Genomic DNA, 17,945 nt, shown 5'->3' on the forward strand with positions numbered 1-17,945 from the left:
CGATCCCGGCGATCTAAGACTGGCCCGCATCGCAACGATCAAGAAATTCATGCGCAAGAACTTCAGAAACCGTGCCCTCACCGTTGACGAGGTCGTGGCCTACTCATTTCTTTCACGCCGAGCCCTTTACTATCTCTTCGAAAACGAAACGCTCCAGGTCAGCGGACACATCCGGGCCCTGAGGACCTTGGAAGCCCTCGAGCTCCTCGCCGAAGAAACCGCCTGGAAACGCTCTCTGACGGACATCGCGGGCGCCAGCGGGTTCGCTAGCCTGCAAGCCATGAGGCGGGCCGTCAGGGAACTTACAGGGGTCTCGCTCAGCGACGTGCAGGAGAACCCGGAACTCCTGCGCACTCGAGCCGCCGAACTAAAGAGACTGACCGGACTGTGAACCGGTTGGACCGGATCTCGAAGGCATACCGTCCGTGCCAGCGGCTCGTCGTAGTCGTTTGACCGGTAGTTCGTCCCTTTCTGCCGGGCTTATCTACCGGAATGCAACCTCGGGCCCGGGGCCGGCCGGTCCCCCGGCACAAAGGCCAGGTCGCCGAGCCAGCGTCTAGTCGGAGGTGACAGCTGTGGTCAGGGACTTCGGGGACACGGCGCCGAACTGTACCCCGCCGAGGAGGGGACGAAGCGGGCGCGCTCCTTCAGTTCTTCCCTGTAAGTCTTGATGATGCCGTGGCCTTCTCCGTGGCCGAGCCGCGAAATGACGATCGGGCCTGAGGGCAGGGCGACGCGGATGGTTTCCCCGGTGCTTCTCTTGCCCAGCGAAAGTGCTTCGATGGATCCGTGCGGAGCATCGAGGAGAGTTCGGGAACCGAGGCCGGACGCTTCGATGACGAGGAGGCGCCTGGTCGTGAGGACGACGTATCCGGCAGCGTCATTCAGGTTCCCCCTCCCGATAGCCCGGACGGTTTCGTCTCGCGCCAGCAAACGGACCACGGCTCGCAACTCAGTCCGCCCGCCCAGGGAGAGACCTGCCCGCAGCACGGCGTCCTCAAGCCCGCGGTAGTCCATGACCCCCTCGGGCAGCGTTTCCTCGATACTGGCGAGATGCTCATGGTTCAGCGGCCCCTGATCTGCTGTCCAGACCACGTCTGCACCACGCGCGGACGGTCGTACGGTAGCAGTAAACCGCACGGCTCGACGTCGCTTGCGGAGGGAAAACGGTACCTCGATATTGATACTGTCCTCATCGCAGGGCTTAGCCCTAAAACCTGATTCGACTGCGGCGCCGCGGATGTGGTCCCGGGCGGCGTCCACACCTATGAGCATCGTCCAAAGGACGGTTTTGGGACCTGATGTCATCTGAATACTTTCCGCATAGTCGTGGCGTGGGTGCTCCTAGCCCGGCAAAGCGCGCAAACCCGCGCCAGTCAGAAGCATTGGCCGGAGACTGACCGGCTCCGAAGCAGTCACCGTTCAAGTGTCATTTCATTCGGCATCTTCATTCGGTGACGACCGGTTCCGCTGCCTCCAATGGGACCAGTCCGCCGACAAAACAGATGGCCGACCCAAGAGGTAGCCCTGCCCGGCGTTCACTCCCATCTCTGTAACGGCCGCCAGTTCTGCATGGGTTTCGATTCCCTCGGCGACCAGGCATGCCTCGATTTGGGACGAGAAACTGACCATCGCCGCGCATAGGGCACGCTGCTTCGGGTCGTTGTCGATTCCCGCAACGATTGTCCGGTCGAGTTTGATGAGCTCTGGGTCGAGCTTGAGTATGTGGCGCATCGACGAGAACCCGGCGCCGACGTCGTCGATAGCAATGCGTAAGCCAGCGCTTCTCAGCGGAGCCAATGCTGCCGCGAGGCGTGCATAATCAGCGACGGCTGAGTGCTCGGTCAGCTCTACGACGATACGCTCGGGCTTCACACCTGATTTCCCCACAATGTCACTTAGCCTCGGGTCAAGGCATGCCGATGGGGAGAGATTGACGGCGATATAGAGGTGGTCAGGAAGATCCGCAGCGGCGAGCAAGGCTGTTTCCAAAGCGAGGAATTCGAGTTCGGCGCCCCGCCCGATTGAATCGGCGTCGGCAAACCATTGATCCGGGGACCTTACAGGAGAGCTGACGAATCGAGTGAGCGCTTCGGCACCGATAATCTCGCCGGTTCCCAGATGACAGATCGGCTGAAACGCTGTGATCAGTGTCCGAGTGGCGATCAGGCGATCGAGGCGCGCCGCGATCGCCTGATTTGCCGGGCGCTGCACCGCGCAGTCTGCCGGCGGCCGCGCGATTCCCTCAAATCCTGCTCCCCAGCCTTCCACGTCCGACCGACGCCATCCGACGACCTCGATGCTCCGTCGCCGCCCATCCCGGTGACGGGCGGAAAGCAAAAGCCCTACTCGGCCGGTACTTGGGTCTGGTTCCTGTGCGGTCTTGAGGTCGGAAAGGTCGATGATGAGACTGCACGGGCGTCCCACAAGGTCGGAGGGCTCGTAACCGAGCAGCTCCCGGCTTGCCACGCTGGAGAAGGTGAACCGGCCATCTGCTCCTACAGCCCAGAGCCAAACCTTGGTAGCGCCCAGGACCGCGTCCATCAGTCTGGCGGTCGTCGACGCCTCGATCTGATCGCGGCGCTGTTGCCGGACGAGGCTCCAGGCCGCATGAAGGAGAACCGGAAGGAGCAGTATCGAGGCGAAGACGGAAAATTCGGCGGGGACCCCGAGACCGTTCCAAGGCTGAAGACCAACCAGGAGAGGCAGCAGTATCGACAGCGCGGATAGCACCCACAGTGACAGAACGGCCAGCAACCATCGTCCGCATGCTGATGTTCGAGTTTGGCCGGTGACCGTGGGGGCTGGGGACATGCGAGCCTTCTTGCTCATTTCGGATATTGGATCATTTGGGTTCAGCATCGGCGATATCCCTCCAGGTATGCGGTGACGCGGGAGGGTATGTTGCCGCCACGGTCCCGTTCTAGGCGAGGTCGCATTCCTGAGTGGTTCCATAGGGAACGTCCTGGCTCAGGTTTACTGTGAACGAGTTCGGTCCATGGCGGGTCACGAGAATTCCGTGATTACCTTCCATCAGCGCCCGGGCCAGTTCCTCAGCGGCATCGAGGCGCTCGGCTAACAAGTGGGGCTCGTCTGCTGTGACGTAGTAAGCCATTCCGATGGCGGCGGTGGTCATAGGTCGTTCCTGTTCTGATAGCACTCAAAGGCAGTTCGCTCCCACGGTCGGCATCCCTGAGCGGAGCCACTCGTGCGGCTCTGCAACCTCGCCGGAAGCTGCGTGCCCGCCTTCAAAAAATCCTACGATCGGTGGCCGTGCAAAAACCGGGGTGTTGTTCCAAAGCGTGCATTCTTTGATCCCGGACCAATCAATTCGTGCAGGAGCCGCTCAGTGCTGGGCGAAGGATGGGCTGTTTCGTGAGGTGAAAACGGAATTACGCTGACTAAATAAGCTGCCACGGAGCTCTCGGACCGCGTTCCCGAGCTGAGCGGCGGCTCTTCTGGCTCATTGTGAGGACAGGCCGTTGGCCTGGACCGAGGTCGCAGGGATCCGGAGTCCCCGGAAGGGTTCGCCCGCGCACGCCGATACCATCACGCCGACGGAGGGTGCGCCGTAACACCTCTCCGGCAATTTCCCCCTTGACTTCTCTACTGACCGTCGTCAGTCTTTCGACAACAGGACGGGCGTCCGTCCGCTCCTGGCTCAGTGAAGGATGCTAATGTTCCGTGCCACGTCGCTGATGCGTTCCGCAACCTCCGGAAGCCGGGTTACGCGGCTTGAGCTATTCTTCGATCTGGTCTTTGTGTTCGCGCTGTCGCAGCTTTCCCATCACTTGCTGGAGCATCCTTCATGGGTGGCGGCCGGTGAGACGTTTGTGCTTCTTCTCGCGGTCTATAAGGTGTGGGTGTACACGACCTGGGCGGCCACGTTGCTGGACACTTCGCGGTTTGAGGTGCAGTGGATGCTACTGATCGTCATGCTGATCACACTATTCATGAACGCCTCAATCGGCTCAGCGTTTGGCGCCTTCGGCTGGCTTTTTGCCGCGAGCTATCTACTGGTCCAGCTGGGCCGGGGTGCATGGTTACTGACTGTGGGACTTGACCGCACCACCCACAACCATTTCGTGCGCACGCTGATCTGGGGGTGTATGAGCGCTCCGTTTTGGATTGCCGGCGTCTTTTTCGGTCCGGGGCCCCGTCTGATGTTCTGGGGTGTCGCTGCCGCGATCGATCTGGGCGGCCATATGCTGGCTCACCGGTTGCCTGGACAGAAGACCGAAGGAAGCCGGGTCCCACTCCCGGGAGAAAGGATCTTTGAGCGGTTCGGGTTGTTCTACCTGATCGCGCTTGGCGAGACGATCCTCTCAACCGGTCTGGCGATTGCCGGCAACCTGGAGGACCCTTTGATATTTGTGACCGGAACAGTAAGTTTGGCCGGAAGCGTCGCGATCTGGTGGTGCTACTTCTATAGCCTCGAACAGGAAATTCTGAAAAAGCTTGCTTCTGTTGATGATCAGTTCCGACCCGGCATCTTGGCGGGCAACACCCTGGTCGTGCTACTGGCAGGCTTGATCTTGGTGGCGGTGGGTGATCAGCTCACCATCAGTGATCCGGCTGCCCGCCCCGATCTTGCCACAGTTCTGTTCCTCTTTGGCGGCCCGGCTCTCTTCCTAGCCGGCCGTGGATTTTTTATCCGGCGGGTACTGGGCCACCGCCAACCATCTGATCTCGCCGGCATCGGAGCCCTGGCGGTGCTGGCAAATCTGAGCTTTCTCCTCCCGGCCTTCGTTGCCGCCATGGGCGCCGCGCTCCCCCTCATAGGTGTAGCGGTTGCAGATGCCGTGAACCGTCGCCGCCGAACGGAACGAGGGCCCCGCTGAGGCGGAGGGCCGGATCCGCCAACAGAGCAAGAACGACGCAGTGCCGTTCATCTTGTGAACTTCAGAACGCGGGCTACGGGAGAGATGCTACGAAGCACGCCACAAATTCTTGGAGGCTTGTCCACCTCCCACGCCCGTAAGGCCTCTGACCTGCGGAACACTGCGCTCACAGCAGAGACCACACGAAGCAGGGAGGGGCTGCGGACGGAGTACACGAGGACCGACTCGGACGCCACGATGATGCGGGAGGCCGCTGGTCATCTGACCAAGGACGGTTCTGTGGAAGGTGTAGCCGGTAGCGGCCTACTCGAAGTGGACGGCGTCCCATTCCAGAATGCGCGGGTCCACCAGTCCTTCGACCGTGAACGGGTCTTCGGCGATGAAGCGCTCGGCATCCTCGCGGGACGTGAAGATACCCATCGAACCCGCTGCGGGATCCGCCGTCTGGAAGGGGCCCGGGGCTACAAGCCCGCCGCCTGCCTCGCGGAAGGCCTTGTAGTAGGCCTTGTGGCGGGGAAACGTTTTGAGGATGCGTGACCGGTCAGCGCCCTCGCGCAGCGTGTAGAGCACCACAGATTCCATGTGCCAGAAGCTACCTATCGCAGCGGCCGCGGTGTGCCGCTTCAGACACAGGAGATTCTTGCGGCTCTAACTCAGTACACTGATCCGACAATAGACGAACGTACGGCTCAAGGATTGGCGAAGAAATGACGGACAAGCTGCGGCTGACCCCGGACGATGCGTTCCCGCAAGATCTGGAAGTGATGACGGATAACGACCTGCAGGTACTGGACAGCCAGGTCCAGCGACAGCTCGACCATGAGGTCGTCGTTGCGGGTGAATCGGATCGCGAAACGGAATTCCGCCACTACGAACTGGATCACGAGTTCACGCAGCGCGACGACACCCGCTGAAGCGCTTCCGCGTCGGGTTTTCCAGGACGCCGGCTCCCCCGTTTCATCCGGCACTCCGGCGCCCCTTCTGCGGGCCTAGAATTTCCGCCGCTCCCCCGGAACCCTCCGCAATCCGGCCGTCCGGCCGTCCGGCGCCAGCACGACCCGGTCCGAAGCCCAGGGTGTGCACATTGTGGACATCCTCCTTCTGCTGGAATTCGGTGAACATCATGGCCGCGGCTTCCTCCTCTGCAAACGTCCCATCGAGGAGAAATCAGCAACCCGCATGACCGACCAGCTGCCCGGCCGGCCTCCAGGAAGTGGGCACGGGCCACCGATGTCGCAGCCAAGCCCGCCGCCGCTTCCAACCACAAGCCAGCGCCCTCGGAGGATGACCACCCGTCAGCAGATGTATCCAACCTGCTGGCTGGGAACAGCTAGCAGCCCTGTAGTACTAGGACTCCTTGCGGTGCCCGCCAAAGATCATCGAGGCCAGCGCCATGACCCCAGTGACGGTGAATACTGCCGGCCACGCGCCGATCTTCTTCGCCAGGGGGTGTGACGCGCCAAAGGCCGTAATATACGCGCCCGTGAGGGCGGCAGCCCTGGCCGCGCCAGCGTCGTTTTTCCAAACCGTGAAGGCGGCCAAGCCGCAGGCTGCCAAAATGGCGCGGCCTGCCTGTCTGTTGCCTGTATCGCGGGCGACCTTGTAGCCGAGCAGGAGACCGGTCTTGGCCAAACCGGTCGAAATGATGCGAGACATTCGAGTTCTCCTCCGGCGGAACGGATAAGCGTTAAACCTAAGCATAGGTCCGGCGCTGGAAATCGTAGTCGGGGCGACCGCTGCTGCCAGCTGACGGCAGTGGCCTCGATGAGGGGCGCCGGGGGCGCGCTGGAACCCATCATCAGGCAGCCTGTAGACGCCGCCCCGCCACGGGACTCGGGGCACACGGGAATACCCCTCAGCGGAAGGCTTTCACGGGTGCCTAACTGTTGGGCGCCAGGTCACGTGCCGCAGCAGTCGATACAGTTCCCATGATCCCGGAACCACCAAACACGGACTCCGGGGGTAACAATGGCGCTTTGCTTGAATGCACCAGTGGACGCGATGAGGCCTACTCGTACTCAGCGACAGCGGTAACCATCATCACGCCCGCTGCCGCTGCCGCCGCGAGGGCGGCCAAGGTGGTCGCCCAGGTCAGCGCGGAGCGTTCCTTGTAATGAATGATGCTGACCAGTCCCAGGGCTGTTGCCGCGGCTGCGGGTCCTATGCATGCCTGGCCAAGGGCGTGCCGCACCCAGGTGGCGGATGGGTAATCCATCATGGGCAGGAGTGTGATCCATGCGATGAGGGTTGCCACCACGGTTATGGCTGCGAAAAGCAGGCTCCAGCGCCCGGAGGCCGATCGTGGTGTGATTGCCAGGGACACGTCTTCCGCCTAGGGGTGGGGTGTAAAGAGACTGATGAAAAAGGCGAGATCAAAGAAAGCCAGCTGCGCCGGACCGGCGACCAATGCGATGGCCGACAGCACCGAGCGCTCCCGGTAACTAACAATTGCCGCCAAGGCCAGGACTGGTCCGGCCATCGCCGCCGGTGTCAGGACGGCCCACGGGGTGAACCCGAGAACCAGTGCGACCGCTAGGAAGACCGCGGCCCACCACCCCACGGGCGTTGTCGGCAGGAAACGAACGTCTGCTCCGTCAGCCCGGAACGCCGCGAGAATGCCCAGCACGGCCGCCACGATAAGCGCAATGGTACCGGCGGAGATCAACACGTCAGGGGTTACGGGCACCTGCATGCTCACTGAGATGCCTGCCGAGACAGCAGCCATGATCGCCGCCGCAAGAATGAGGAAGGCCAGAGCCCAGTAGCCAAGCCGCGTGCGGATGACGCGATGCTTTCGCGCCTGGGCTGCGACCGCTGCGACGACACTGAGAACAAAACAGCCGACGACGACAGTAGCCCAGATATCCTGCCCCGTTGGTGGAGGCCCAGACGGTAGCAACGCCACGGTCAGGGCTGTAATGAAGAGCACCACGGCCGTTCGGGTCAGCCAGGCGACCGGCAGAACGCGACGGTGGGTGACTGTGGATTGGATCGGAGTTGCCATCTGACGCTCCACATCGGTCTGGAATTCCGCCTGTGACAGGTGAACTGTGGGGATGGAAATAACTGCACAAGGCACATTCGGAGGCTATTGGACCTAGGTCACTGGACGGCCGCCATGCCACTTCTTCTGCAAGACACGGCGCTCCTATAAGAGGGTCGCCTAGTCGATACGCCGAGGCTAGGGCTCAAAGTCCTGTCAGCAGGCGCACAAGGGACGCGGCTGCGACGTTCCTCAGCGCCCAAGGATGGGACGCTTCTCGAGTCGACTCGGTGTGGGAAGCCATTGCGCTGCACACTTCGCCTCAGATCGCAGAACGACGGGGTCCGTTACCTCCGTCTTGGTGTTCGGACCGACTTCGGCGACGACACAATGCTGCCTTCTGCGGAGGACCCAGCGATCCGCGGCTCGGGCCAGGTATCCCGCCTCATGATCGAGCAGTGCTTGGGGATGCGGTTGCCCAGCAGGCATTGCGCAACCCAAGTAGGGCGCCGGCAGCTTCCAGGCCCGGGACGCTGCTGCAAGCTCACCGGAGCGCTCCTCGCCTCCAAGGAATCAACCCCGCTTACTGACCGCTTAGCGGACCAGCCGGTCATTCCTGCAACGGGCCGCCTCCAGCGAAACGTCCCGCCGCTCCACGCCGGCGAGCATAGCCACTTTCCGGACCAGGCGGCGGCAGGGGTGAACTTCATCATGCAGGTTCCGCGCACAGTTCATCAAGATGCTTCCGGTGCACGTGCCGCTGCGCGCGGGATGGCTCGTCATGGGCACTGAGGGGAGTTATCGGCTTCAGCGTCGGGGCGACCACGGCGGAACTCGTCTGTTGCGTACTTAGGGGTCAGGTTTGATGATTATTGGAAGCCATCCAGACAAGCGCCCGTGGGCGCCCCCTTTTGCGCGGCGCAGCCCTACATTTCAGAAACTGCGGTGAAAAGTGAGTAATCCAAGCCAGGCCATTGGATTCTTGATCCACGACAACGTCACGATGGTGGACATTGCCGGGCCAGCGGATGTGTTCCACCACGCAAATGCCTTCGGGGCCCGTTACGAGACCGTTTTGGTTTCCGCCGACGGCAACGCCAAGCGCGCTTCCAACGGGCACTATCTAACCGCCGAGGCCGCAGCCGGACAAACAGGCCCTTTGGATACAGTCATCGTTCCGGGTGCTTACGGGATGGTGACGAAACCTTTCGAGCAGGTGCTGGTGAACGCTGTTTCCGATCTAACGGCTGATGCCAACAGGATCGCATCCGTCTGTACCGGTGCTTTTCTGCTGGCGCAGAGGGGCTTGCTGAACTACCGCAACGCAACCACCCACTGGACCCAGATCGAAAGGTTCAGCAGGTCATATCCGCTGGTACATGTCGTCCCTGATGCGTTGTTTGTGCAAGACGGTTCGATCATCACTTCCGCGGGTGTCAGTTCCGGGGCCGACCTGGCCCTGTTCATAGTTGAAGACGACTACGGCCCCGACGTTGCCCGCGCCGTCGTCCGTCAAATGGTTATTTCTAATCAACGGCCGGGAGGCCAGTCCCAGCGCCCGGTCGCGGTCCGCGTGAGCGCACCCCGCGACCACGCCCTCCGCAAACTCCTGGACAGCATCACGGCCGATCCCGCCGCAAACTACTCGATTGATGCCATGGCCGCCATGACGAATCTCAGCGCCAGTAGCCTCACCCGGCGATTTCAGGAGGCAACCAACACCACTCCTAGTCGGTACGTTGAAATGGTGCGTATCGAGGCCGCTCAGGCAATGCTCCAGAGAGGAGCCACTGTCTCGGCGGCTGCGGCCGCCAGCGGATTCGGAAGTGCCGAAACGATGAGGCGCGTCTTCACGCAGAAGATCGGAATGAGTCCATCGCTGTATCTGGAAAGTCTCCTGTCGCAGCCCTGATACTTCCCAGCCTCACCGCCTGCTCAGTCGCAGGCTGACGCCATCTGGGGGCTGGTTGACAGGATTCGCGGGTCCGCCGACGCGCTCCCTCGGCAATGCTGGATGCATCCGGTGAAATCCGGAGCATCCACAAAAGAGGAGACGGTCATGCCCTTCGTAAACGTCAAGCTCGTCGACGGCGTCTTCACGGAAGACGAAAAGCACCGGATGGCGGCTGCGCTAACTGACGTCATGGTCAAGTTTGAAGGATCCGAAGCTTTCCGCGAGGTGGTCTGGGTCCTCATAGAGGAACTGCACACCGACGGCTGGCACATCGGCGGTCTGCCCTTCAGGGGACCGGCCAGCCTGATGGATGGACTCGCCCGTTCCAAGAGCGTTTATGAGTCTATTGACGGCCACCCGGTTACCCGGCCGGAACTGGCAGAGAAAGCACCGGTTCAAGAAAAGTAACCCCAATTTGGTACGTCATCCATGACGCCCCAATCCCCGTTCGGTGCACAGCGCGACTCCGGGCCCATTGAAGGGGACAGCGGAATTGACCCAATCCTTCCGAACCCGGACTGTGCGCAGGAAACTCCCGTACGAACAACAAATACAGGAAAGCAATCACCTCACTCCGACCGGAGTTGCGATGACGCTGCGAGAACGTTAGTTCTCAGCCTCGAGACAAGGATCAGAAACATGGGCTACATCACAGCCGGCACCGAGAACAGCACGGACATCGAGCTCTACTACGAGGACCACGGGACGGGCCAGCCAGTTGTCCTTATCCACGGCTACCCGTTGGATGGTGGCTCCTGGGAAAAGCAGACAGCGGCCCTCTTGAATGGCGGCTACCGCGTCATCACATACGACCGCCGGGGGTTCGGCAAATCCAGCAAACCGACTACAGGCTACGATTACGACACCTTCGCAGCCGACCTGAACGCCGTCCTCGAAACCTTGGACCTTCAGGAGGCCGTCCTGGTCGGTTTCTCGATGGGCACAGGCGAAGTCGGACGGTATATCGGCACCTACGGTCAGGCCCGCGTGGCCAAGGCAGCGTTCCTTGCCTCTCTCGAACCGTTCCTTCTGCAGACCGAAGACAACCCAGGCGGCGTTCCGTCGTCGGTGTTCGACGGCATCCGCAACGCCGCCAGTGACGATCGCTACGCATGGTTCGCCGACTTCTACGACAACTTCTTCAATACCGACAAATTCCTTGGAAACCGGCTCAGCGAGGAAGCGCTGCGCAACGCCTGGAACGTGGCCGCCGGCTCGTCCTGGTTTGCGTCCTTCGCCGTCGTCGACTCCTGGCTGACGGACTTCCGCTCAGACGTCGAGAAGATCACCGTCCCGACCCTAATCGTGCACGGAACGCAGGACCGCATCCTGCCGATCGACTCGACGGGCCGTGAGTTCACCAAACGCCTGCCGGCCGCCGAATACGTGGAACTCGTAGATGCACCGCACGGCATGCTCTGGACGCACGCCACCAGTATCAACGAAATCCTGCTCCGCTTCCTGGCCAAGTAGCCGCCCGGGCTGGCCTCGGCGCAGGCCTCCCTGCCAACTGAACCTTCTACGGCTCATCACAGCCTCACACCCTTGAACCCTTGAACCTTTGAACCTTTGAAAGCAGAGCAGAAGATGGACAAATTCCTGAGTGAGCACGAAGCCACCCGATGGATGAATCGATACGTACAAGCGTGGAGGACAAACCGCGTCGACGCTACAGCCGGCGTCTATGCCCCGGACGCCGAATTCCACGAACGGCCGTACGAGACTGATTGGCATGGTCTGGATGAAATCATCGCGGGATGGAAACTTAGGGCGGGATGGAAGGGAACAGATTGCTGGACCTTCGACTGGAAGCTCCTGCACCTTACGGGAGACACCTTCGCTGCCCAGGGTACGGGAACCTATCCGGCCCTTGGAACCTTTGACAACCTCTGGGTGGTCACTCTCAACGAGCACGGGGCAGCAACGGCGCACTGGCAGTGGAACAACCAGGTTGCACCTCCTGCCGGTGCGCCCGACCTAGGTCTGGCTCAATGATCCAGGCCGTTACATCCTCCGCCCAGACACACAACTCCTGTCCCGTCCCTCCTCCAACCCGAAAGGAAAACGACAATGACACCCGCAATCCCTAGGACGCTGGTCCTTCTGGATCACCCCGATCTCAGCCGGTCCCGCGTGAATCACGCTCTGGCCGCCGCATTGGAGGATGCGCCCGGTCTTGCGGTACGTGACCTGCGCCGCCTGTACCCGGACGGCCGGATCAACCTCGGTGCTGAAAGGGCTGAGGTGGAAGCGGCGGACAACATCGTTCTGCAATACCCGACACACTGGTACGCCCCGCCCGCCTTCATCAAAAACTGGCTGGATGAGGTGCTGGTCCGCGGCTGGGCCTACGGCACCGGGGCGCCGGGGGCCCTTGCCGGTAAGACACTGCGCGTCGCCACCAGCACAGGAGGGACCATGGACGCCTACTCCCCCGACGGCTTCCACGGATGGGACTTCACCGACATCCTCATCCCTCTGCAAGCCACGGCCCGTCGGCTCGGAATGCAATGGCTCAGTCCCTTTGTCCTGCACGGGGTGCGTGACCTGACGGAAGAGCAGCTGCAGGACCTCGCCCGGGACTACCGCCGCCTGCTAGAGGCAAGCTCCGTGCCCGAGCACGTGTCATGACATAGGCGCCCGCCGGCCGGAGTATGGTCCGGAGCCGGCGGGCGCCCATCACTCTGGTCGGCAGGGTGTATTCCGGCTGGGCGGTTCAGCCGACCGCGCCGCCGGGGGTCTCAGGCCTAGTGGGAGATACCTTTTGGATTCCCTTGGCCTCTGTGCCGGGCGATGCACACAGCGGCATCTACGCCGAGTTTGTCACGAAGTCCCCGAAGGCGCGCCGTTCCACCATCTTCGTCCAGGACGCACCGGGACGCACCGGAACAGCAGCTTCCAGGAGCGGCCCCCACCGGGGAGCTTACAGACGTCCCGCCGCCACAGGAAAGGACTGCTGCCGACAGCGACAGGGGCTAGCGGACAACCTCGGCGGCACGGACTGCCGCAGATCCGCTGGCCGCCGCCCTGGCGATCAAGTGTGCGGCAAACGGCAGGCCCCTGGCGCCGGCCCGTGCGTAGTCGTCGATGGCGGTGACGTCCTGACCGAGGCTTGTCATGGCCGCGGCGAAGATGTCCATGTCGATGATCTGCAGGTCCTTGAGATGGTCGGCGTTGGTGGTGGTAACGGCACCGGTGAGCGCCTCGAGGGCAAAGCTGCGACCGGTTCCGGAGAGCAGTAGGTCCGTTAGCGCGCCGAGGTCGAGGTCCAGATTGTTCGCCAAAGCGAGGATGTCCTGGACGTTTTTCTGGTTCATCATCAGCAGGGCGTTGTTAATGAGTTTTCCTGTCTGCCCCGACCCGGCGGCGCCCATATGGGAGACCTTCCCGGAGAACGCTTCAAGGACGGGACGGGCCGTGGTCAGAGCCTGGCTGGGGCCGCCGACGATAGTCGTCAGCTGACGTGCTTCGGCTCCAGGCCGGCCACCACTGACCGGTGCATCCAGGACGAGGACCCCGGTGTCGGCGGCCCGCTCGGCCATGGCGGCGGCATAACCGGGAAGTCCGGTGCCGTGGTTGATGAGAATGGTGCCCGGCCGCATGCTTCCGAGCAGGCCGCCCGACGTAAGGACCTCCTCGATGTCGGAGTCCTCGCGAAGGCACAATCCGACCACGTCAGTGGCCATGCCGAGCGCGGCGAGGGTTTCGTGCCGGACGAAGGGGAGGCCGTCGAGAGCGGTCAAGGATGCCTCGCGACGGACCCAGACGTTCAGTTCGAAGCCAGCCTCGGCGATGGCCCGTGCCATGGGGGCTCCTTGGTCTCCGAGGCCGACCCAGCCGACGCTCAGTTCGGAGGCAGTGCCCGAGGTGATCGCTGGTGTGGTCGGTGTTGCGTCGGGTGAGGCGGCGCTGCCGGTCATGTCATTGTCTTTCTCTGTGGAGGAGTTGATGGCTTTCACGCAGTTTTCCGGGCCAGTAGTTCGGTMGAGAGATCCCAGAGGCGTTCTGCGTTAGCCGGATCGAGTGCGTAGGGTGCCACTCCGGTGTAATCGGGGCCTCGGTGGTCCACGGTGCGGGCCTCATTGACGTCCTCAAAGTAGCGTCCGCCGATGCCCTCAAGGTCCGCAGAAGTCGCCACATACAGGGTGGTCGCCGCACCCTGCTGGGGAGTTTTCTGGCGTTCGACGGGGGTGCGCAGCCCTCCGGTATGGCGCTGGAGTTTGGTGGCGATGGCCCCGGGCATGACGGCGTTGGAGGTGATGCCGTCCTTGGCCCAGCGTGCGGTCACGCCCACGGAGAACAGGGCTGAGGCGGTCTTGGACTGCCCGTAGGCGACAAAGGCGTCGTAGGCGACGAAGTTGAAGTGCGGGTCATCGAACATGACCGGGGAGAACAGGTGTCCGCTGGAACTCAGGGACACGATACGGGCGTTCCCCGCCTCGGCGAGGGCTCCATGCAGGGCCTGGGCAAGGGCGAAGTGGCCCAGATGGTTCGTGGCGAACTGCATTTCCCAGCCTTCCGGGGTCCGCTCGAGGTCGGGGAGGGCCATGATGCCGGCGTTGTTGACCAGCACGTGCAGCGGGCCGGTCCACTCGTCGGCGAATGCGGTGATGGTGGACAGGTCAGCCAGGTCCATCCGGCCGAGGAAGATGTTGTTGTTGCCTGTTGACTCGCGCAATTCCTGGGCTACCGGCGTCGCGGCCTCGACGTTGCGCACCGCCAGGGTTACCTCGGCACCGATGTTGGCGAACGCGCGGGCTGTTTCGATTCCGATGCCGGAGGCGCCGCCAGTGACGATGACGCGCTTTCCGGTGAAGTCGATGCCCTCGGTGACATCCGAGGTGGTGGAGCTGAATCCGAAACCGGTGGTGATTCTTGCCATGGGGTTGGTCCTCTTTCGGCGGGTCGGGAAGTGTCTTTTCAGAAGAGCCGCCCGGCGTCCTTCGGCTGTAAGCCTGAATAAGCGCGGGGGTCTGGGCAGCTCTAGAATTCAGTGTGCTCCCGCCGGAATCGGGCAGCCAGAACCCTGCGATTCATATGAATGCCGGGGCCACCCTCGGGGGTAATTCAGGGCCGACGAGCGTGGAGGGGTCAGGCCATGCCCGGGAGTGTCCGGGCCAGGCGCTCCAGTGCCCGTTCGGAGGCACTGCCGGGCTCGGCGTGGTGAATGACGAGGAGGTGACCGTCCGTTCCGGGTACGGCCAGTTTTTCGTGGAAGAGCTCGAGTTCGCCTACCACCGGGTGATGCAGCAGACGCTTGCCCGCCACCTTGGGGCGGACATCGTGGCGCCCCCAAAGCTGGAGGAAGTACGTGCTGCGCTCTGATAGCTCCATGACCAGCGCCTCGAGTTGCGGGTCGTTGATGCACTCCCCCACAGCTGCGCGGAGTCCCGCGGTCGCGTCTTCCATGACGTGTTCCCAGTCCTCGTAGAGCTCCCGTTCGGCGGGGTCCAGGAAGGCTGCCCGCAGCACGTTCGTGCCCGGTTGGTTCCTCGGAGAGAGGGCAACGGCCAGCGGATTGGCGGCGAGGACGTTCATGAAGCGGTCCTGAACAAAGGCCGGAACGTGGGCCAACGTGACCAGCAAATACGACAAGCCTTCCGCTACCCCGGCCGACGCGGGACTGGCCACGGCCTGCGGGACCGGTTGCGCGAGCCGGTGCAGATGGACGGTTGCGGGCGGGTCCAGACGCAGGGCGCGTGCGAGAGCGTCCAGTATTTGCGGGGACGGGTGGTGGTCTTTGCCCTGCTCCAGGCGCACGTAGTAATCGACACTGATGCCTGCCAGGCCTGCAACCTCTTCACGGCGAAGACCCGCAACCCGGCGGCGCCCGTAGCTGCGCAGTCCGACGTCTTCCGGTCGGATGAGCTTACGGCGGGCCTGCAGGTACTCTCCGAAAGCGACGTTCTTTGCCACGGACCTAATCTACGCCCGGGCGCTCATCAAACGCGGCACTGCCGAACTTTCATAAAAGAACTGCCATTGCCTTAATGGTCCTTTATCGGGAGTCCAGAATGGTGGGAGGCGCTCAAGTGCCTCGGAATTCTTTGCCCAACTCATGGCCCAGTCTCACTTCCGGGAAGTCACCGAATACGCCGGCTTCGCCTCTCGGGCTCCGCCAGCGGACAAAGGATGTCGATTTATCCGATCTTCCCCGCTCCCGTTTGCCGGCCATGTCCCAATTCCAAGCCTCGCGTGCACAGAACACGAGGTTCTGTCGGTAATTGGTCGCCCTTCCTCCCATCCCGCCATGGCCGCCTAAGCGCCCCGGTACCCACTCGTTGTCCAGGGCCGTGGCTGGGGCATGCTGCCACTGCATCGGCGCGCCTGTGGCGTGCAAGGCGTTCGAAAGTTCACTACTTCCAGACAACGTCGCTACTTCCAGACTCTGCAACTCTGTCGGGGGCGTCGAGAGCTATGAGTTGTCTGCCTAAGCTGACGGAGAATCCATCCGTCTGCCGGTGGGTATGTCATGGATCCAGCAGACCTGCGGCCTGGATCGGCCGCCCACGGGCGCTCTGAGTCCAGGAGTGGGACTGTCCAGCGACGGCAAGCTGCACGGATTCAGTTCAAGTAGTCGGCGATGATTTCATGAAACCAGCGCAACGCGCGGGACCGCGGAGCCGTGCCGTTCCAGTACAGCGACACGTCGCATGACGGAACATTAAAATTACAGCCGTCTGCCCGCAGCGAAGAAATGGGGCCAAGATCCACGCGGCGGACCCACCTGCTGGCACCGACCGCCAATTCCGGCCCAAATCACCGGTTATTCCGGTCGCCCATCGCACCCACTCTTGACGGTTCCGTCCCTACAATTAACTGTCGGCCTCCACGGCATTCACGTCGCGGGGGCGGCCAGATAAGGAGAACTACCATGGGTTTGGGTGACAAGATCCACAACGCCGCCGAGAAACTCCACGGCAAGGGCAAAGCAGCCGCCGGCGATGCCACCGGCAACGACCGGCTGAAGGCCGAGGGCAAGGGCGAGCAATTCAAAGCGGACCTGAAGCAGGCCGGCGAAAAAATCAAGGATGCCTTCAAGAAACACTAAGACACGCAGCCAAGACGCAGAGGTGCGGTCCGGAAGACCGCACCTCTGCCGCTGCCTGGCAGCAGGAAAGATCATGCGCCCGCTCCCGAAGCTTCCTTCAAGTCCCAACATCTGTGACTGATAAGTTTCGGTTGACAGGGCATCGGGCTTCATGTGCAGGTTCCGGTCCCGGTGGACTAATTCCTCAAAAACTGGGATAGCGCAGCCGCGCGCTTTACTGCCTCCCAGCCGTTGCTGCACTTCAGGCAGAGGCGGGTTCCGGTGGCACCGAAAACAGGGCTCGGCTGCCCACAACCGGGGACAATTCTCGAAGGGTATCCACCGCTACGGCGGCCAGGGAGCCACCCGGACGGCTCACCAATTCAGCCGTGGATAACCCGAATTGACCCCAGCATGGACAGATGAGGAGTTAGTCGGGAGTCACCGCTGGGGGATCTACCGTCTTTCCTAACGCTGGTTCGTCTTCAATGAGCGAAAGCTCCTTTAGAGCAGGGTAAGGGTCATGTCTCTACTCGCACGACGTTAAAGGGCGTCCCATAGTTTCGATCGTCGTTCGGGTTGGGTTGTCTCATTTACGGTTTTAGGCCAATACGGGGCGGCCACTGCCGCTCCGGTGACTTCGGCTGCCAATACAAAAGTGGCCGCGAGCCCCCAGACAGCGGCGACGGCACCTGCGGCCGTCGCGCCGAGCGCCTGCCACAGGACGAGGGCAACGATCAGCAGCGAGGTACCCGTTGCATCACGACCAAAGTCGCGTTCCTGATTGAGGCCCGAACAGCCTCACGGCGTAGGAAGTGAACCGCGGTTTATACCCGCTTAACCGCATGAGTGAAAGGAAATTCCTCAAGGGCTCTCCGTACCGCTACCCACGACCAAATCCCGCACGAAGGTTGGTTTACAGAACCTCCGGCGACAGTTGGAGCCCGCATAACTGAGCCGGAGGACACCCCATTGCGTTGGTAACGGATTGGTGTCGGTTCGGTGGGGACCCATCCGGGAGGGCGGGTGTTGCCGAAGTACTCCTGACAGACCAAGCCGGACCCGCAGGAAAGTGTCAGCCCCTACCAGGGCGGCGGGGACGGGACACCCATTGAGCTATTTCCAAGGAGCACTCCC

19 protein-coding genes are annotated in these 17,945 nt (G+C 62.3%); 9 read left to right on the plus strand and 10 right to left on the minus strand.

Translation table 11 applies throughout. The annotated features are described in order from the left end of the window. The coding region (locus AC1DBD_RS17495) for a helix-turn-helix domain-containing protein (protein ID WP_476982675.1) at positions 1–391 on the plus strand (391 nt) is incomplete at its 5' end. A 188-nt stretch (positions 392–579) separates the two neighbouring features. Here AC1DBD_RS17495 and AC1DBD_RS17500 read toward each other — a convergent pair. The 3 genes from AC1DBD_RS17500 to AC1DBD_RS17510 form a co-directional block, all read right to left on the minus strand. Next, positions 580–1,308 carry a hypothetical protein gene (locus AC1DBD_RS17500; RefSeq protein ID WP_476982676.1) on the minus strand — a complete coding sequence of 243 codons (729 nt, stop codon included), beginning with the start codon at positions 1,306–1,308 and terminating at the stop codon, positions 580–582. Positions 1,309–1,434: 126 nt separating this feature from the next. Then, complete coding sequence (locus tag AC1DBD_RS17505; RefSeq protein WP_476982677.1) at positions 1,435–2,832, minus strand: sensor domain-containing phosphodiesterase; 1,398 nt, start codon at positions 2,830–2,832, stop codon at positions 1,435–1,437. 91 nt (positions 2,833–2,923) lie between these two features. Then, on the minus strand, positions 2,924–3,136 hold the full coding sequence (locus AC1DBD_RS17510) for a hypothetical protein (protein ID WP_476982678.1): 213 nt from the start codon (positions 3,134–3,136) through the stop codon (positions 2,924–2,926). A gap of 541 nt (positions 3,137–3,677) precedes the next feature. Here AC1DBD_RS17510 and AC1DBD_RS17515 point away from each other — a divergent pair. Then, positions 3,678–4,841: a low temperature requirement protein A gene (locus tag AC1DBD_RS17515; RefSeq protein ID WP_476982679.1), complete on the plus strand. Its 1,164-nt coding sequence runs from the start codon at positions 3,678–3,680 to the stop codon at positions 4,839–4,841. A gap of 303 nt (positions 4,842–5,144) precedes the next feature. Here AC1DBD_RS17515 and AC1DBD_RS17520 read toward each other — a convergent pair whose 3' ends face one another. Beyond that, the gene (locus AC1DBD_RS17520) at positions 5,145–5,423 is read right to left on the minus strand and encodes a YciI family protein (protein ID WP_476982680.1); all 279 of its coding nucleotides are present in this window, start codon (positions 5,421–5,423) and stop codon (positions 5,145–5,147) included. Between the two features lie 125 nt (positions 5,424–5,548). On the opposite strand from AC1DBD_RS17520, the gene AC1DBD_RS17525 reads away from it, so the two are divergent. Further along, positions 5,549–5,755: a hypothetical protein gene (locus AC1DBD_RS17525; RefSeq protein WP_476982681.1), complete on the plus strand. Its 207-nt coding sequence runs from the start codon at positions 5,549–5,551 to the stop codon at positions 5,753–5,755. Between the two features lie 433 nt (positions 5,756–6,188). Here AC1DBD_RS17525 and AC1DBD_RS17530 read toward each other — a convergent pair whose 3' ends face one another. From AC1DBD_RS17530 to AC1DBD_RS17540, 3 genes are all read right to left on the minus strand, one after another. Then, entirely contained in the window at positions 6,189–6,497 is a 309-nt protein-coding gene (locus AC1DBD_RS17530) for a hypothetical protein (RefSeq protein ID WP_476982682.1), read from the minus strand. Positions 6,498–6,849: 352 nt separating this feature from the next. Next, a complete protein-coding gene (locus tag AC1DBD_RS17535; protein WP_476982683.1) occupies positions 6,850–7,059 on the minus strand; it encodes a hypothetical protein in 210 nt (69 codons plus the stop codon). A gap of 114 nt (positions 7,060–7,173) precedes the next feature. Beyond that, positions 7,174–7,845, minus strand: a complete 672-nt coding sequence (locus AC1DBD_RS17540) for a hypothetical protein (RefSeq protein ID WP_476982684.1) — start codon at positions 7,843–7,845, stop codon at positions 7,174–7,176. A 961-nt stretch (positions 7,846–8,806) separates the two neighbouring features. Here AC1DBD_RS17540 and AC1DBD_RS17545 point away from each other — a divergent pair. The 5 genes from AC1DBD_RS17545 (at position 8,807) to AC1DBD_RS17565 (ending at position 12,409) form a co-directional block, all read left to right on the plus strand. Then, the gene (locus AC1DBD_RS17545) at positions 8,807–9,736 is read left to right on the plus strand and encodes a GlxA family transcriptional regulator (RefSeq protein WP_476982685.1); all 930 of its coding nucleotides are present in this window, start codon (positions 8,807–8,809) and stop codon (positions 9,734–9,736) included. Positions 9,737–9,883: 147 nt separating this feature from the next. After that, positions 9,884–10,186, plus strand: coding sequence for a tautomerase family protein (locus AC1DBD_RS17550; RefSeq protein WP_476892656.1), 303 nt, complete (start codon positions 9,884–9,886; stop codon positions 10,184–10,186). Between the two features lie 231 nt (positions 10,187–10,417). Then, positions 10,418–11,251 carry an alpha/beta fold hydrolase gene (locus AC1DBD_RS17555; RefSeq protein ID WP_476982686.1) on the plus strand — a complete coding sequence of 278 codons (834 nt, stop codon included), beginning with the start codon at positions 10,418–10,420 and terminating at the stop codon, positions 11,249–11,251. 96 nt (positions 11,252–11,347) lie between these two features. Beyond that, positions 11,348–11,773 carry a nuclear transport factor 2 family protein gene (locus AC1DBD_RS17560; RefSeq protein WP_476892658.1) on the plus strand — a complete coding sequence of 142 codons (426 nt, stop codon included), beginning with the start codon at positions 11,348–11,350 and terminating at the stop codon, positions 11,771–11,773. Positions 11,774–11,848: 75 nt separating this feature from the next. Then, complete coding sequence (locus tag AC1DBD_RS17565) at positions 11,849–12,409, plus strand: NAD(P)H-dependent oxidoreductase (RefSeq protein ID WP_476982687.1); 561 nt, start codon at positions 11,849–11,851, stop codon at positions 12,407–12,409. Between the two features lie 344 nt (positions 12,410–12,753). Here the strand turns inward: AC1DBD_RS17565 and AC1DBD_RS17570 are convergent, their stop codons facing one another. The 3 genes from AC1DBD_RS17570 to AC1DBD_RS17580 all read right to left on the minus strand — a co-directional run bounded on the left by AC1DBD_RS17570 (position 12,754) and on the right by AC1DBD_RS17580 (position 15,694). Next, complete coding sequence (locus AC1DBD_RS17570) at positions 12,754–13,737, minus strand: NAD(P)-dependent oxidoreductase (protein ID WP_476982688.1); 984 nt, start codon at positions 13,735–13,737, stop codon at positions 12,754–12,756. Next, on the minus strand, positions 13,734–14,660 hold the full coding sequence (locus AC1DBD_RS17575; RefSeq protein WP_476982689.1) for an SDR family NAD(P)-dependent oxidoreductase: 927 nt from the start codon (positions 14,658–14,660) through the stop codon (positions 13,734–13,736). The genes AC1DBD_RS17570 and AC1DBD_RS17575 overlap by 4 nt, the downstream gene beginning before the upstream one ends. 209 nt (positions 14,661–14,869) lie before the next feature. After that, entirely contained in the window at positions 14,870–15,694 is an 825-nt protein-coding gene (locus tag AC1DBD_RS17580; protein ID WP_476982690.1) for a helix-turn-helix domain-containing protein, read from the minus strand. 958 nt (positions 15,695–16,652) lie between these two features. Here AC1DBD_RS17580 and AC1DBD_RS17585 point away from each other — a divergent pair. Then, positions 16,653–16,829 (plus strand): CsbD family protein, encoded by a 177-nt coding sequence (locus tag AC1DBD_RS17585; protein ID WP_476892663.1) that lies wholly within the window; start codon positions 16,653–16,655, stop codon positions 16,827–16,829. Positions 16,830–17,945: the final 1,116 nt, after the last annotated feature.

The organism is Arthrobacter sp. 10T419 (assembly GCF_056394105.1).